The 15,651-nt window shown below is 69.3% G+C and carries 12 protein-coding genes; 4 read left to right on the forward strand and 8 right to left on the reverse strand.

Translation table 11 applies throughout. From position 1 onward, the window contains the following. The first annotated feature begins 70 nt into the window (after positions 1-70). Positions 71-1,114 carry an ABC transporter substrate-binding protein gene (locus tag ABD134_RS07480; RefSeq protein WP_344228262.1) on the forward strand — a complete coding sequence of 348 codons (1,044 nt, stop codon included), beginning with the start codon at positions 71-73 and terminating at the stop codon, positions 1,112-1,114. 17 nt (positions 1,115-1,131) lie between these two features. Here ABD134_RS07480 and ABD134_RS07485 read toward each other — a convergent pair whose 3' ends face one another. The 4 genes from ABD134_RS07485 to ABD134_RS07500 form a co-directional block, all read right to left on the reverse strand. Further along, complete coding sequence (locus ABD134_RS07485) at positions 1,132-2,754, reverse strand: dihydrolipoamide acetyltransferase family protein (protein WP_344228264.1); 1,623 nt, start codon at positions 2,752-2,754, stop codon at positions 1,132-1,134. A gap of 27 nt (positions 2,755-2,781) precedes the next feature. Continuing rightward, positions 2,782-3,855, reverse strand: coding sequence for an alpha-ketoacid dehydrogenase subunit beta (locus tag ABD134_RS07490; protein ID WP_344228266.1), 1,074 nt, complete (start codon positions 3,853-3,855; stop codon positions 2,782-2,784). Next, entirely contained in the window at positions 3,852-5,048 is a 1,197-nt protein-coding gene (locus tag ABD134_RS07495) for a thiamine pyrophosphate-dependent enzyme (RefSeq protein WP_344228268.1), read from the reverse strand. Before ABD134_RS07495 ends, ABD134_RS07490 begins: the two co-directional genes overlap by 4 nt. A gap of 153 nt (positions 5,049-5,201) precedes the next feature. Then, positions 5,202-6,311: a histidinol-phosphate transaminase gene (locus ABD134_RS07500; RefSeq protein WP_344228270.1), complete on the reverse strand. Its 1,110-nt coding sequence runs from the start codon at positions 6,309-6,311 to the stop codon at positions 5,202-5,204. A gap of 82 nt (positions 6,312-6,393) precedes the next feature. Here ABD134_RS07500 and ABD134_RS07505 point away from each other — a divergent pair, with 82 nt between their 5' ends. After that, a complete protein-coding gene (locus ABD134_RS07505; RefSeq protein ID WP_313818011.1) occupies positions 6,394-6,816 on the forward strand; it encodes a phage holin family protein in 423 nt (140 codons plus the stop codon). Positions 6,817-8,403: 1,587 nt separating this feature from the next. Here the strand turns inward: ABD134_RS07505 and ABD134_RS07510 are convergent. Beyond that, positions 8,404-8,865 (reverse strand): hypothetical protein, encoded by a 462-nt coding sequence (locus ABD134_RS07510; RefSeq protein WP_344228275.1) that lies wholly within the window; start codon positions 8,863-8,865, stop codon positions 8,404-8,406. Between the two features lie 189 nt (positions 8,866-9,054). Between ABD134_RS07510 and ABD134_RS07515 the strand changes: the two genes are divergently transcribed. Continuing rightward, positions 9,055-9,669, forward strand: a complete 615-nt coding sequence (locus ABD134_RS07515) for a flavin reductase family protein (protein ID WP_344228277.1) — start codon at positions 9,055-9,057, stop codon at positions 9,667-9,669. Between the two features lie 130 nt (positions 9,670-9,799). After that, complete coding sequence (locus ABD134_RS07520; protein ID WP_344230778.1) at positions 9,800-11,332, forward strand: DUF1846 domain-containing protein; 1,533 nt, start codon at positions 9,800-9,802, stop codon at positions 11,330-11,332. A 46-nt stretch (positions 11,333-11,378) separates the two neighbouring features. Here the strand turns inward: ABD134_RS07520 and ABD134_RS07525 are convergent, their stop codons facing one another. The 3 genes from ABD134_RS07525 to ABD134_RS07535 form a co-directional block, all read right to left on the reverse strand. Continuing rightward, positions 11,379-12,788 carry an aldehyde dehydrogenase family protein gene (locus tag ABD134_RS07525; RefSeq protein WP_344230780.1) on the reverse strand — a complete coding sequence of 470 codons (1,410 nt, stop codon included), beginning with the start codon at positions 12,786-12,788 and terminating at the stop codon, positions 11,379-11,381. 177 nt (positions 12,789-12,965) lie between these two features. Further along, on the reverse strand, positions 12,966-14,480 hold the full coding sequence (locus ABD134_RS07530; protein WP_344228279.1) for an APC family permease: 1,515 nt from the start codon (positions 14,478-14,480) through the stop codon (positions 12,966-12,968). A gap of 177 nt (positions 14,481-14,657) precedes the next feature. Next, entirely contained in the window at positions 14,658-15,590 is a 933-nt protein-coding gene (locus ABD134_RS07535) for an AraC-like ligand-binding domain-containing protein (RefSeq protein ID WP_344228281.1), read from the reverse strand. Between the last annotated feature and the right edge of the window lie 61 nt (positions 15,591-15,651).

Raw genomic sequence — 15,651 nt, forward strand, 5'->3', positions numbered from 1 at the left:
CACTATGAGGGCAGAGATAAGTACTCATCTCTGCCCTCATAGTGGTCTTCCAGACACCAGAGGAGAACCCATGAGTACCCGAAGCCCCTCGTCCTCCCTCCTGACCCGCCGACGGCTCCTGGCCGTCGGCACCGCCGCCGTGGTGGTCGGCACTGCCGCCGCCTGTGGGCAGGGTGATCCCTCCGGCGGCGGTGACACCGGTGGGGATGCCCAGTCAGCTGACGGGTCGGCCGGCGGCGCTGGCGATCTGCGTGGCGTGACGGTCGGGGCGATCCCGATCGTCGACGTCGCACCCCTGCACCTGGCGAAGGAGCAGGGCTTCTTCGAGCAGGCTGGCCTGGATGTCACGATCGAGTCGACCTCCGGCGGCGCCATCTCCTTCCCGGGAGTCTCCTCCGGCCAGTTCGACTTCGCCTTCGGCAACGTGGTGTCCATGATGGTGGCGCGTTCACAGGGCATCGGCCTGAAGTTCTTCTGCTCCGGCAGCACCACCACGGGAGAACCCGGCAACGACAACGTGGCACTCATCGCGGCCCCGGACTCTGGATTCGAGAGCATCCGCGATCTGGCGGGCAGGACCCTGTCCTCGAACCAGCTGGCGAACATCGGGGACACGGCGTGCCGTCAGGTGATGGACAAGGCCGGTGGAGACGGCGGGTCCCTGGAGTTCATGGAGATGGCCTTCCCGGACGTCCAGGCTGCGTTGGAGAACGGGCAGCTCGACGCCGGGGTCGTGGTGGAACCCTTCGTCACCCCGGCCCTGGAAGCCGGCATGGTGGCCGTCTCCTGGCCGTACGCGGAGGCCAACCCCGAGCTCGACACCGGCGGATACTTCGCGAGTGAGGAGACCCTGGAGAACGATCCGGACCTGGTACGGTCCTTCCGGGAAGCTCTGGTCCGTGGCCTGGAGTACGCCCAGCAGAATCCGGACGAGGTCCGCCGGATCACCGGAACCTACACCCAGACCCCACCGGAGGTGCTGGAGAAGATGAAGCTCCCACGGTTCCGGTCCGAGTTCGACCTCGAGGCCCAGGAGGAGCTGGCTGAGACTGCGCGCACCTACGGGACGGTCACCGGGGAGCTGTCTGTGCCGGACATGTTCGCCGCCCTCTGAGGTGAGGTGATCCGGGGCTACTCCAGCAGGAGGGCCGGCTCCTCCATGATCGCGGCGACGTCCGCCATGAAGCGCGCCGAGAGATCCCCGTCCACCACGCGGTGGTCGAAGGAGCCGCCCAGGGTGGTGATCCACCGCGGGATGATCTCCCCGGAGACCACCCAGGGCTTCTGCCGGATGGTTCCGAACGCCACGATGGCCACCTCGCCACGGTTGATGATCGGCGTGCCCGTGTCGATGCCCAGGGCGCCGATGTTCGTGATCGAGATCGTCCCGTCCGCCATCTCCGCCGGCTGCGTCTTGCCGTCCCGGGCCCGCTTGGCCAGGGTTCCGAGGGCCTCGGCCAGGTCGCGGAGGGACAGCTCATTGGCGTTCTTGATGTTCGGCACCAGCAGTCCGCGCGGGGTGGCGGCGGCGATGCCGAGGTTCATGTAGTGCTTGACCTGGATCTCGTCCTCCGCCCAGGAGGCGTTGACGTGCGGATTGCGCGCCGCAGCCCAGATCACGGCCTTCGCGAGGATCAGCAACGGTGTGACCTTGACGCCCTCGAACTCACGGGAGGTCTTGAGGCGCTTGACGAACTCCATGGTCCGCGAGGCGTCCACGTCCACGAAGATCGAGACGTGCGGGGCGTCCCGGTAGGACTCGGAGACCGCGGCGGCGGTCGCCTTGCGCACGCCCTTGACGCGGATCCGCTCGGTGCGCCGCGCGTTGTCCCCGGTATCCGGCATCCAGAATGAGCCGGAGGTGTCGATGTTCGTATCCCGCTCGGCAAGATAGTTCTCCACGTCCGTCCGCGTCACCTCGCCGAACTGACCCGTGGCCCGCACCTGGGTCAGGTCCACGCCCAATTCCTTGGCGATGCGGCGCACCGGCGGCTTGGCCAGCACGCGCTCGAACAGTCCTGCCACCTCCGTCTGGCGTTCGCGTCCGGCTGCCATCAGATTCCCGACGGCGGCCGGCAGCCTCAGCCCGCGCGTCGCCGGGGCGCTGGGGGCTGCTGGCGCAGCCGCGGGGGGCCGCTCGGCGGCGTTCGGAGCGTCCGGAGCGTCCGGGGCGGTGGCGTCAGTCAGGTCAGTGGTACGTCGGACGGGCTTCTCGCGCAGCGTCGGGCTCCAAGACGGCGCCACTGCGGCCTGCCCGGACGGCTTCCGCGGACGGCGGGTGGCGGCGTCCGCCTTCGGACCGGAGCCCGTCAGCGCGGCACCGGCTCCGCCGGCGTGGGGCCCGCCACCACCGGACGCACCGCCAGCGGTGGACGGACGAGCAGGATCGCCACCGTCGGTCGGCACAGGAGCCTCCTCGCCGACTCCGTCCGCAGCGCTGTCCCCTGCCTCGACAGGCATGGTGTACCCGGTCTCCTCGGCAACGGGAGCCGAGCCCTCTGGGGAGCTGTCCGGGGAGGCCCCCGTGGTGATGCCGATGATCGGGGTGCCGACCTCGATCACCTCGCCAGCCGGGGCCATGAGCTCGGCCACGGTGCCGGCGTAGGGGCTGGGCAGCTCGACCAGGGACTTGGCGGTCTCGATCTCGCAGAGGACGTCGTTGACCGCGACGGTGTCTCCCACAGCCACGCGCCACTCCGTGATCTCAGCTTCGGTCAGGCCTTCGCCGACGTCCGGCAGGGTGAAGATCTCCATGGGTGCCTCCCGGCAATCAGTAGGCGTTCAGTACGCGAAGGTGCGGTCGACGGCGTCGAGGATGCGGTCCAGGTCCGGCAGGTACTGCTCCTCCACGCGGGACGGCGGGTAGGGCAGGTGGAAGCCGCCGACGCGGACGATGGGCGCCTCGAGGTGCAGGAAGGATCGCTCGGACAGGCGGGCGGCGATCTCCCCGCCGAGTCCGCCGAAGGTGGGCGCCTCGTGGGCGATCACCATGCGCCCGGTCTTCTCAAGGGAGCCCTGCAGGGTGTCGAAGTCGATCGGGGACAGCGAGCGGAGGTCCACGACCTCGATCGATCGCCCGTCCTCGGCTGCGGCGTTCGCGGCGGCCAATGCCACCGGGACCAGGGGGCCATAGGCGGCGATCGTCGCATCGGTGCCGGTACGGACCACCTGGGCCTGGAACGCGCCGAGCCCACCGTGGCCCTCAGCGGACAGGTCGACCTGGCCCTTGAGCCAGTAGCGGCGCTTCGGCTCGAAGATGATGACCGGGTCTTGCGACTGGATGCCCTGACGCGTCATCCAGTAGGCGTCCTGCGCGTTGGACGGGGTGATGATCCGCAGGCCGGGAGTATGGGCGAACAGAGCCTCGGGCGATTCCGAGTGGTGCTCGATCGAGCCGATGCCGCCGCCGTAGGGGATGCGGATGGTCACCGGCACGGTGGCGGTGCCGCGGGTGCGGGCACGCAGCTTGGCCAGCTGGGTGGTGATCTGGTTGAAGCCCGGGAACACGAAGCCGTCGAATTGGATCTCGGCGACCGGCCGGTAACCCCGCAGGGCCAGGCCGATGGATGTGCCGATGATTCCGGATTCGGCCAGCGGTGAATCGACCACGCGGTCTGCCCCATACGTGGCCTTCAGCCCCTCGGTCACGCGGTAGACGCCGCCCAGGGAGCCGATGTCCTCACCCATGAGCAGCGTCTTCGGGTCGGCGGCGAGTTCATCCGCCAGGGCCCGGTTGATGGCCTTGGCGACAGTCAGCGTCTCGACGGCAGACACTCCGACGGCGGGCTGGCTGGGCTGCTCGGTTGACCGTGCTGCGGCCCGGCCGCCCGGCAGGGTGGTGCTCTCCGCGCTCATGCCTGACTTCCTTCATCTGCTGCGTCAGTTGCCTCTGCTGCATCGGCGAAGCCGGCCTGCCATTCACGGTGCCAGGCCTTCTCCTCGGCCACGAGCGGATGCGGTTCCGCATACACCGTGTCGAACACGGCATCCAGCGGCGCGATGGCGTCCCCGGTCATCGCCAACACGGCCTCGCGGCTCTGGGCGGCCAACCGCTCCCCCTCGGCGGCGACGTCGGCGAAGAACTCGTCCGGCTCGGCACCCGCGGCGCCGGTGGCGCGCAGGTACTTCTCCAGGCGGACCATCGGGTCGACGCCGGCCCAGGCCGCCTCCTCGTCCCGCGTCCGGTACTTCGTGGGGTCATCAGCTGTGGTGTGCGCCCCAACCCGGAAGGTATGGGCCTCCACCAGGACGGGACCGGCGCCGGTGCGGGCCTGGTCCGCGGCCCACGCCGTGACGGCGTACATGGCCAACGGGTCATTGCCGTCCACGGTGACACCCTCGAAGCCGTAGCCCGCGGCGCGCTGTGCGAGCGGGACGCGGGTCTGGGTGGACGCCGGCACCGAGATGGCCCACTGGTTGTTCTGGCAGAAGAACACCACGGGCAGGTTGAAGCTGGCGGCAAAGACCATGGACTCGTGGACGTCTCCTTCGGAGGAGGCGCCGTCCCCGAAGCACGCCAGCGCGATCTGACCCTCGCGCCTCAGGCGGTCGGCGTCCCAGCCGGCCTGATCCCGCTGGATGCCCCACGCATAGCCGGTGGCGTGCAGGGTCTGGGCGGCGAGCACGAGTGTGTAGGGCTGGAGGCGGTGGTCCTCAGCGGTCCAGCCGGCATGCGCGGCTCCCCGGAACAGCTCGAACAGTTGGCCCGGGGTGACGCCGCGGCCCAGGGCGAAGAGGTGCTCGCGGTAGGTCGGGAAGATCCAGTCGGAGTCGTGCAGTGCGGTCAGGGCGCCAGCCTGGGCCCCCTCCTGGCCGATGGCGGGGACCCACAGGGCGAGTTGGCCCTGCCGCTGGAGAGAGGTGCCCTCGGAGTCCACCCGGCGCTCGGTGGCCATGAGCCGGTACATCCTCTGCAGGGCCGCCTCATCGAGGTCGGCGAGGTAGGGCGTGAACCTGGTGTCCTCCTGCAGGGTGCCGTCGGCATCCAACAGGCGGACGGCACCGTCAGGCAACTCGGTCGCCGTGGTCGGCGGCTGCGGTTCGTTCACGTGGAACTCCTTCTCCCCCGGCACGTCCGGCACCGGTCCGGGGTCAAGCCTAGTCGCGCCGGGCCCTACTCGCGCGTTGAACGACGCCGGGCCAGCGCCTTTCGCTTGTTCATCGGCTCCCGCGGCACGCACCGGACGGTGGGGGCTGGGAGGCTAGGCGGCCGGCGTCGGGCGTTCGGGGAAGTCCGCACAGAGCTGGAGGAAGCGCGTGTTGGCCTCCTCCTCGCCGATGGTGACCCGGACACCCTCGGTGCCGAAGCCGCGCACGGCCAGCGCCTGGCGTCCGGCCGCCTCGAGGAACTCGGGCGTGCGGTCGCCCAGGGGCAGCCAGACGAGGTTGCCCTGGGAGTCGGGGACGTCCCAGCCAAGGGCGGCCAGGCCGGTCAGCACGCGCTCACGCTCGGAGACGACTTTCGCCACGCGCTCATTGACCTCATCGATGTGGTCGAGGGAGGCGATGGCGGCCTGTTCGGCCACCGAGGAAACGGCGAAGGGTGTGGCCAGTACGCGGAGGTACTGGGTGACGTGCGGATGGGACACGGAGTACCCGACCCGCAGGTTCGCCAGACCGTGCGCCTTGGAGAAGGTCCGCAACACCGCAACGTTCGCGTGCCGACGGTAGACCTCCAGCGCGTCGACGGCGTCCGGCTGGGTGATGAACTCGGTGTAGGCCTCGTCGAGGACCACCAGCACGTCCGGCGGCACCTTCGCCAGGAACGCCTCGACCTCGGCGCCGGTGAGGGCGGGCCCCGTGGGGTTGTTCGGGGTGCAGACGATGATCACGCGGGTGCGTTCGGTGATGGCAGCGGCCATGGCGTCCAGGTCGTGGCGGAAATCGGCGGTCAGCGGGACCTGGACGTCCCTGGCCCCGGCCGCCCGGACGACGATCGGGTAGGCCTCGAAGGACCGCCACGCGTAGATGACCTCGTCCTGGGTGCCGTCCGGGTGGGTGCCGGCGTAGGTGGTGATGATCTGCGTCAGCGCGCCGAGGGAGCCGGCACCGGTCACGATGTCCTGCGGGGAGATCTGGAGGTGTTCGCCGAGGCGCTCGCGCAGGGCGGTGGACAGCGGGTCCGGGTAGCGGCAGATGTCCGTGAACCGCTCCAGGACCGCTCGGACTGCGGGCACCGGGCCGAACGGGTTCTCGTTGGAGGAGAGCTTGTAGGGCGTGAGCCCCTCCACCGGGGCAGCGGGCTTGCCCGCCGCATAGGCCGGGAGCTGGCTGAGGACCGGGCGCGGCCGGATGGGCAACGGTTCGTTCATGACTCACCAGCTTAGCCCCGGCTCGTGATCGACGGCCGTGTCCGCAGGCCATGTCCACAGGTGGACGTGGGACGATGGCTCCATGGTGAAGTTCCTACTCCGTGTCATCGTCAACGGCCTGGCCCTCTGGGTGGCCACCCTGATCCTGCCCGGTATGGAGGTCATCCCCTCCGACACCTTCGGTGACACGGGTGACACCACCCTGAACACGGTGATCGCCTACCTCGTCATCGGTCTGGTGTTCGGTGCCGTCAACGCGGTGGTCAAGCCGGTCATCTCCCTCCTCTCCCTGCCCCTGACGTGCCTGACCCTGGGTCTGTTCACGATCATCATCAACGCGGGCATGCTCATGCTGACCGTCTGGTTGACCTCCTACCTGCCGATGCAGGTCACGGTGGACGCCTTCTGGTGGACGGCGGTCTTCGCTGCCGTCATCATCTCGATCGTGTCCATGCTGGCCAACGGCGTCCTCGGCCTCTCCGGCGCGAACTCCCGGCGGGACTGACGCGCCGTCAGCGGCGACGGGGACGGATGGCGCGGGTTCCCGGGGCGGATCCTCTCCAGCTGCACCGATCGGGTCACGCCACCAGCGGCGGTCAGGGCGCCGAGATGGGCCAGCGCTGGTGCCAGACGGGCCGCCTCCGGGTCTGCGTCGATCCGTTCTCCGTGGAACCGGTAGTTCTCGAAGTGATGCCCTGACATGAGATCCCGACCCTCGGGATACAGCTCCTCCCGGTACCCGCTGACCGTAATGGTGGCCCGATGGGCGCCCTGCGGGTTTGGCCGACCGTCCGCAGCTGCAGGCAGGTCTTCCTCGTGCTCCAGGTGGACGGTCTCCACCCCCTCGGGGACGGCCATCTCCCCCGTGGGGGAACCGATGGTCATCAGCCCCCGCACGTCATAGGTCGCCGTGATCCTCGGGTCGGCGGCCGCTCGCGCGGCATGCATTCCGCCCTGGCTGTAGCCTGTCAGCACCAGGGCGTCGCCCTGGCCTGCTCCCGCCTGGCGAAGCGCGTCATCAAGGGCCGCCGTCATGTGCTGCGAGTCGAAGGCCAGGGCTTCGGCATTTCCATCCAGGCCCAGGGGGTTGGTGGACCAGCCGCTGGCGTCCTTGGAATCGCCCGGCTGGGTGCCGGGGATCGCCACCAGCCACACCGTCGCCGGGGCACCGGGGGCACTGGAGACGTCCGGAGTGATCCGGGTGATCTGGATCGAGCCCGGTTCCGCCTCGCGCGCCTGGTCCAGGTGGTCCATGACATTCGTGACGGTGCCCCGCTCCTGGGGCGTCCACGACTCGTCCCACTCGTCGGCCGCGGGGACCTTCTCCTTGGTCCGCACCGGACCGATCTGGACGATCCCGGCGCCCGAACCCAGCACCGTGAGCAGTGGCCACAGGCGTTCCGGCCCGGACAGGGCGCCGCTGACGCCCTCATCCCGAGCCGCATGGCCGGCGACGTCCGAGGCCACTCGGAATCCCACACCGAGTCCCAGGGACAGGGTACCGAGCAGTCCCGCGATGACCTCTGGAGCAGCCTGGATGGCCAGTTCCGCGATCGGCTGCGGAATCGGCTGGTTGGAGAGGGCCAGCACCGCCGCAGAGACGAAGGCAGCACCGCCGGCCAACTCGACGACAGCGCGCTGGGCGGCGGCCTCCGCACTCCGGTAGGCCTCCGCCGAGGACCGCACGCCGAGGTACAGCACGTCCGCCTCGGCGCTGATGGACAGCAACCCGGAAGACAGTGTTGCCGTGCGAGCCGCCAACACCCGGCCTGCTCCGGTCTGGGCCGCCGCCAAGGCGAGGAGGGAGCCCGCCCCCGCAGCCCGCATCGACAGGGCCGCCGCCTCGACCGTGGCCGCGGCCAACAGGAAGCTGCCCCGTTCCAGGTCGTCCAGGTTGGCGTGGATGCTGGTCGGCCCGCCGCGGATGGAGAACGACGGCGTCGCCTCGCCACGGCCGTCCCCCGACCGGCCGGGAACATCATCCACTCCGTCCAGGAGACCGGGACGACCGACGCCCGCGGGCACGATTGTGGTCAGGATAGAGGTCGCGGGCAGGGCGCCGGGTGCAGCCGCACCCATCGGCCCGGCCACCTCAGCACATCCCCAGGGTCACGGCGCTGGCCGCCGTGGCCTTGGCGATGCCGATGCTGGCACGCAGTTGGCCGATCCTCCCGTGCAGCTCGTCGATCGCGACGCGGGCCAGCGCCGCGGATTCCTCCGCCAACTCGGCCAGGTCCGCCGCCCGCCCGCGCAGACGGTCGCTCCGGCCCAGGAACGCGGCCCCGGCCGGCGAGCGCCAGTCCAGGGCCGAAAGGCTGTGGACTGAGTCGGCCACCTCGCGGGTACCCGTCCCGACCAGCCGCAATTCCTGGACCACCTGGTACAGCTGGGCCGCCGCCGCCTCCAGGAGGCGAAGCTGCTGCTCGTCACCGAAGAGCACATCCACAGTCGTCCCGACCGCCGAACACACCACGTCCGGATCGATGACCGGACGGAACATGGTTCCGCCCATCAGCCCGTGATCCACCGGCGTTCCACCGTTGGGTATTGTCATGCCCGTCCTCCCGCCCTGCACTGCTCCGGTCTCGTCCGGTCACAGCCCCGTCACTCCTGCTGTCCTCGACGCTAGGCACTCTCCCCGGCTCCTGGGTGCCTGTCAGCTGCCAGTGGGGATAGGCCCAGAGCATCGGGCCTGTTGTGGAGGACGGCACCGGCGCGCCGGAGGTGCTGGAAGACTGTCCCCATGAGTCACCAGCGCACCGAACTCGATCCGGCCACCCTTGGCGATCGCGAGACAACTCTCCTGGTGAAGTCCATCCTCATTCCGAGGCCCATCGCCTGGGTGGGGACGGTGGACGCCCACGGAACCGCGAATCTGGCCCCGCACTCGTTCTTCACGATGGTCTCTGAAGAGCCGCCGATCGTGATGTTCTCCTCGACCTCACGCAAGGACACGCTCACCAACGTCGAGGCCACCGGCGAGTTCACGGTCTCGCTCGTCTCCCGGCCACAGTTCGAGGCAGCCAATCAGACCTCGGCGCGTTATGCCCCGGAGGTGAGCGAGTTCGAGGCCGTAGGGATCGAGGCCGAGCTCTCGGCCGTCGTCGTGCCCCCGCGGGTGGCCGGCTCTCCCGCGGTCATGGAATGCACCGTGGAACGCATCATCGAGGTCGGCGGGAACCATATGGTGCTCGGCCGTGTGGTGCAGGTGGCGGTGGACACGGACACCCTCCACACGGACTCCCGCGGCCGTTCCCTTCCACTGGCGGAGAGCCTGGATCCGCTCACTCGCCTGGGCCGGAACGAGTGGGGCACCCTCGGCGAGGTGTTGGCCATCGACCGGCCGCAGGGCGCGTAGCCCGGCGGAGGTCCGGCCCGGATGCTAGCTTGACGTCGTGGCCTCGTCGACATCCCCCTCCGCTCCATCAGCCCCCGAAACCCCCGCCCAGGACCTGTTGGCAGCCTCCGCGCCCGGCGTCGCTGGGGGCGTGCCCGGCGGTTCGCCGTCTCCCACGCCGAATGGCCTGCCAGGACACCGGACGGGCTTCGACCGGGATCGCTACATCGACCTGCAGTCCCGCCACATCGAGGAGCGGCGCCAGGAGATCGGCGGCAAGCTCTATCTGGAGATGGGCGGGAAGCTCTTCGACGACCACCACGCCTCCCGCGTGATGCCGGGTTTCACGCCGGACAACAAGATCGCCATGCTCGAGCGCATCAAGGACGAGCTCGAGATCCTCGTCTGCCTCAATGCCAAGGATCTGGAACGCCAGAAGGTCCGAGCTGACCTGGGAATCCCCTATGAGGAGGATGTCCTGCGGCTGATCGACGTGTTCCGCGAACGCGGCTTCCTGGTGCAGCACGTGGTGCTGACCCAGCTGGAGGACTCGAACCAGGTGGCCCAGTCCTTCAGCGAGCGTCTCGAGCGGCTGGGGTTGACGGTCGCCCGCCACCGCGTGATCCCGGGCTACCCGCAGGACACCAGGCGGATCGTCTCCGAGGAGGGCTTCGGACTGAACGACTACTCCGAGACCACCCGGGACGTCGTGGTGGTGACCGCGCCCGGGCCTGGCTCCGGCAAGCTCGCCACGTGCCTCTCGCAGGTGTATCACGATCACGCCCGCGGGATCGCGTCCGGCTATGCCAAGTTCGAGACGTTCCCCATCTGGAACCTGACCCTGGACCACCCGGTGAACCTCGCCTACGAGGCCGCCACCGCGGACCTGGATGACATCAACCTGATCGATCCGTTCCACCTCGACGCCTATGGCGAGCAGGTCACCAGCTACAACCGGGACGTGGAGGTCTTCCCCCTCCTGAAGGCCCTGCTGGAGCAGCTCACCGGTTCCTCCCCCTACGCTTCCCCCACGGACATGGGTGTGAACCTGGCCGGCAGCTGCATCGTGGACGATGAGGTGTGCCGCGAGGCCTCCCGCCAGGAGATCGTGCGCCGCTACTACAAGGCCCTGGTGGATGAACGCAGCAACGACCGCGAGGCGGACATCTCCGAGCGCGTGGCCATGGTGATGTCCCGGGCGGGCTGCCGCACCGAGGACCGCGCCGTCGTCGCCCCCGCCCTGGCGATCGAAGAGGCCACCGACGCTCCGGGCTCCGCCATCGAGCTGGCCGACGGGACGATCGTCACCGGCAAGACCTCTGGTCTGCTGGGCTGTTCGGCGGCCATGCTGCTGAACGCGTTGAAGCACCTCGCCGGGATCGAGGACGGCGTCCACCTGCTCTCCCCCGCCGCGATCGAGCCGATCCAGACCCTCAAGACCGAGCACCTGGGCTCAAGGAACCCCCGACTGCACACGGACGAGGTGCTGATCGCCCTCTCCGTCTCCGCCGCCTCGGATCCGAACGCGCGCCGTGCCCTGGACGAACTGCGCAACCTGACCGGCTGCGACGTCCACACCACCACCATTCTGGGCACCGTGGACGAGGACATCTTCCGCAACCTCGGCATGCTGGTCACCTCGGAGCCCCGGTTCCAGCGCAAGGCGCTGTACCGCAAGCGGTAGGGACACGTGCGCCGACGGCCGCGCCCCTGCCCGCCTGCGGCTCAGCTCACCAACTGGTGACCTTGGGTAGCGCCACCGACTTCAGGCCCTCCACGCCGAACTCGAGTCCGTAACCGGATTTCTTGACACCGCCGAAGGGCACCCTCGGGTCCACGGCCCCGTGCTTGTTGATCCATGTGGTGCCGGCCTCCAGCCGTGCCGCCACCGCTCGTGCCTCATCCAGGTCGGTGCCCCATACAGAGGAGCCGAGCCCGACCTCGAGGCCGTTGGCCCAGCCGATGACCTCGTCCAGGGCCGTGTATTTGACGATCGGCAGCGCCGGGCCGAACTGCTCCTGGGCCACCAGTGGATTGTCGTTGTCCACGTCCGCCACCAAGGTGGCCGGGTAGAAGTAGCCGGGCTGGTCCTGCTGCGGGTCGCCACCGATGAGAATCCGGGCGCCGGCGGACCGGGACTCCTCGACCAGCCCGGAGACGATGTCGAACTGCTGCCGGTTCTGCAGCGGCCCGAGGACGTTCTCCTCCTCCAGCCCGACGCCCATCGGCATCTTCTTCGCCACGTCCACCAGGGCCTCGCACATCTGGTCGTACTGGGACTCGTGCACGTAGAGCCGCTTCAACGCCGCGCAGGTCTGTCCGGTGTTGATGAAGGCTCCCCAGAAGACGCCTTCGGCGATCGCCTCGGGATCGGCGTCCGGCAGAACGATGCCGGCGTCATTGCCGCCGAGCTCCAGTGTCAGTCGCTTGAGTGTGTCCGCGGCGGAGCGCATGATCGCCTGACCGGTGGAGGTGGATCCGGTGAACATCAGCTTGTCCACTCCGGCGTGGGCGGTCAGCGCGGCACCGAGCTCACCGCCACCGGGCACCACCTGCAACACTCCGGCCGGCAGCACCTGGTTCAACACGGCGCCAAGGGCCAGGACGGACAGCGGGGTGTACTCGGAGGGCTTGAGCACCACGGTGTTGCCCATCCGCAGAGAGGGCGCGATCTGCCAGATCGAGATCATCATCGGCCAGTTCCAGGGACCGATCGCCCCGACCACACCCACCGGCACGTACTCCAGAACCGCCTGGCCGGACTCGTCGTCCACCAGCACCTCGGGCTCGAGCTCGAAGGCGGCGTTGGCCCTCAGCCAGGACGCGCAGGCCCCGACCTCGAATCGGGCGTTCGGCCCGTTGAGCGGCTTGCCCTGTTCGCGGGACAGCAGCTCGGCCAGGGCCTCGGCCGAACCCTCGATCGCATCCGCTGCCCGGTTCAGGTACTCGGAGCGTTCGGCATGCGAGGCGGCCGCCCACTCCGACTGGGCCTGCCGGGCCGTGGCTACGGCGGCGTCCAGGTCCGCCTCGGAGCGCTGCGGCGCGCGCCCGACGACGGCCCCGGTGGCCGGGTCCCTCATCTGGACTCCCTGCCCCTCGGGTGCCTGGATGGCGGCCAGCAGCGCCGCGTAACTGGACAGGTCGGCGGCGGACGGCGTCGTCTGGGTGGTGGTCTCGGAGGTCATCATGGTCCTTTCATCGGAGGCCGGCAGCTCGGATGGCCGGCAGAGAATCACTAACAGGGGTTCGGTGACGTTGCAGTCAGGAGAGAGGGCGGGAGTGAGGGTCAGGCCGTGGCGGCGCCCGGGGCGGGGTTCTCAGTCCAGTTGACCACCCGCGCCGATGCCCCGGTAGGTCTCGGGCCGGTGGCTGCGCAGCCGCCACGCCCACAGGGTCCCGAGGAGTCCGGGGACTAGGACGATCGCCGGCAGGAGCCAACTCAGCATGCTGTACCCCTCAGAGCCGATCAGGACGTTGAAGTTCACCACGATCACCACGAACAGGACGATCAGTCCCACGGCCGCCAGGCCGGGGGCAACGGTCCGGGTCCAGAAGGAGTACTCCCCGGTGAACCGGCGGAGGAAGCCGAGTACGGCCAGGGACGTCAAGGCCATCAGCAGCACCAGCCCGAAGGCGCCCATGTTGGTCAACCAGGTGAAGAGCGTCAGCACCGGGAAGAGCGGATCATCGGATCCGGCTCCGGCCACGCCGAAGACGAGGATGACCACCAGGGCTACGCCGGACTGGGCCAGCGAACCGGCCACCGGGGCACCCGAATGACGCCCCGTCCGCTCCAGCCAGCCAGGCAGCACGCGCTCGCGCCCGAGGGCGAAGAAGTACCGGGCCACGATGTTGTGGAAGGCCACGAGTGCGGCGAACAGGCTGGTGATGAACATCAGGTTCGCCAGGGTCACGAACCAATCGCCGGCGTTCTCGGCGAGAAAGACGAACATGAGGTCGGGCCCGAACTCCTGGGAGCGGGCGATGACGTTCGAGGCGCCCTCGCCGACCACCATGGCCCAGGAGGAGAACGCGTAGAACAAGGCGATGACGCTGATGGCGATGAGCGTGGCGATGCCTGCGGTGCGGCGTGGATCCTTGACCTCCTCGTTGTAGATGGCTCCGGACTCGAAGCCCATGAAGGCGGCAATGGAGAAGGCGAGGGCCGCACCGACTCCGGTGGCGAACAGTTGATCGGGCACCAGGCCGTCGGCTGTCACGCCCTCGGGAGCGGCGCCGAAGGACATCACGTCGAAGATGATCACCACGAGGAACTCCAGGGCCACGACGATTCCGAGCACTTTGGCGGAGAGGTCCACGCGATTGACGCCCATCAGACCCACCACCACCCAGGCAGCAAGGGCGCACACCCACCATGGCAGGGAGATTCCGGCGACTCCGGCAAGGAAGGAGGACAGGGCGAAGCCGAACATGCCGGCGATCCCGATCTGCATGCAGTTGTAGGCCACGACGGCTACGAGCGATGCCCCCACTCCGACGGGCTTGCCCAGACCCTTGGCGATATAGGCGTAGAAGGCACCGGCGTTGTGGACATGCCGGCTCATCGCCGCGTAGCCGATGGAGAACAGCACCAGGACCACGCCGAGCACGATGAAGGACAGCGGGATGCCGACGAGTGAGGTGACCGCAAAATTGCTGGGCACGCCTCCGGCCACGACGGTCAGCGGGGCGGAAGCGGCGATGATCATGAAGACCAGTGCGGGGATGCCGATCCGGCGCGCGCCCAAGCGCCGGCCGGCGGCCAGGGGTGGCCGGTCGGCGCCCGGCGTGGTTCCCGGGTCACTGTGCCGGGCGGTGGTGGGGTGGGACATCGTCGTCTCCTGGGTCAGGACCGGCGGTGGGGGGATCCGGTACCGGTGGGCCGTCCCCGCCGGGCCCGCGTGCAGGCACCGGCGAGGATTGCCACCAGACTGGCCCCACCGCCGTCCTGGCCGCTTGGCCCTGGGGGCACAGCCCTTGACGATCCGCGCACGACGTCGGGTGCGGCCTCAGCTGTGCGCGTGCCGGAACTGCGCCGGCGACTGGCCGAACTCAGCCCGGAACAGGCGAGAGAAGTGCGCCGGGTCCGCCAGGCCCCAACGGGCGCCGATCGCTCCGACAGGCGTGTCCCGATGGAGGGGGTCCTGCAGGTCCCGGCGGCACTGCTCGAGCCGGCGTTCGCGGATCCACCGGGCCACAGTGCGGTCCGTCCGGGCGAAGAGCTGGTGCAGAGCGCGGGTGGACAGGTAGTGGGCGGCGGCGATCATCTCCGGTCCCAGATCGGGATTGGCCAGCTGGGACTCGATGAAATGGTGGACCCGGCGCAGCAGCCGAGCCTGCTGCGTGCCCTCGGCGCCCGGGCGCGAATAGAGCTCGTCGGCCAGGACGGTGGCCAGCAGGTCCACGACGTTCAGTGCCAACCGGTGGCCGATCGGACCATCCAGCGTCGGCAGCATCGCCCCGATCTGGGTGATGAACGGGGCCACCGCCTGGCCGAGGCGGTGGCCGGCGCCCATGGTGGTGGCTGTCAGTTCCCGGACGTCGTCGGCGGACAGCCCCGTGAGCTGGCGAGGGAACATGAGGACCAGGGTGGAGAAATCGTCGTCGAAGGACAGCGAGTAGGGCCGCTCCGTATCGTAGATGGCCAGGTCTCCGGGCTGCAGGAGCGTTTCCCGCCCATCTTGAACCAGCAAGCCGTGGCCGCTGACCTGGAGGTTGAGCTTGTAGTATCCGGGCCCGGATCGTCCGATGAGTTCCGGAGTGCGGATCACGGAGTGCGGGCCAGCGGTCACCTGCATCATGGCCAGCTCCCGGAGGTGCCGGCCTGCCAGTAGCCCGGAGAACCTCCGGGGCCGCGCCTGCTCCGCCTCGAGCGGCACGAAGGAGTCTGAGATGAGCCGCCGCCACCGGACGAAGTCGGCGGCCGTGTCCTGCTGGTACATGGTGGACCTCCTGGAGACGGAAGCGTGTGTCCCCGTGGGACGGGCCCGGGTGGGGAACGCC

Source organism: Citricoccus alkalitolerans (assembly GCF_039528175.1).
GTDB lineage: Bacteria > Actinomycetota > Actinomycetes > Actinomycetales > Micrococcaceae > Citricoccus > Citricoccus alkalitolerans.

Bases quoted from the DNA above. Each gene is read 5' to 3' on its own strand.
- ABD134_RS07480 (WP_344228262.1), top strand. From the start codon at position 71: ATGAGTACCCGAAGCCCCTCGTCCTCCCTCCTGACCCGCCGACGGCTC.
- ABD134_RS07485 (WP_344228264.1), bottom strand. From the start codon at position 2,754: ATGGAGATCTTCACCCTGCCGGACGTCGGCGAAGGCCTGACCGAAGCT.
- ABD134_RS07490 (WP_344228266.1), bottom strand. From the start codon at position 3,855: ATGAGCGCGGAGAGCACCACCCTGCCGGGCGGCCGGGCCGCAGCACGG.
- ABD134_RS07500 (WP_344228270.1), bottom strand. From the start codon at position 6,311: ATGAACGAACCGTTGCCCATCCGGCCGCGCCCGGTCCTCAGCCAGCTC.
- ABD134_RS07505 (WP_313818011.1), top strand. From the start codon at position 6,394: ATGGTGAAGTTCCTACTCCGTGTCATCGTCAACGGCCTGGCCCTCTGG.
- ABD134_RS07510 (WP_344228275.1), bottom strand. From the start codon at position 8,865: ATGACAATACCCAACGGTGGAACGCCGGTGGATCACGGGCTGATGGGC.
- ABD134_RS07515 (WP_344228277.1), top strand. From the start codon at position 9,055: ATGAGTCACCAGCGCACCGAACTCGATCCGGCCACCCTTGGCGATCGC.
- ABD134_RS07530 (WP_344228279.1), bottom strand. From the start codon at position 14,480: ATGTCCCACCCCACCACCGCCCGGCACAGTGACCCGGGAACCACGCCG.
- ABD134_RS07535 (WP_344228281.1), bottom strand. From the start codon at position 15,590: ATGTACCAGCAGGACACGGCCGCCGACTTCGTCCGGTGGCGGCGGCTC.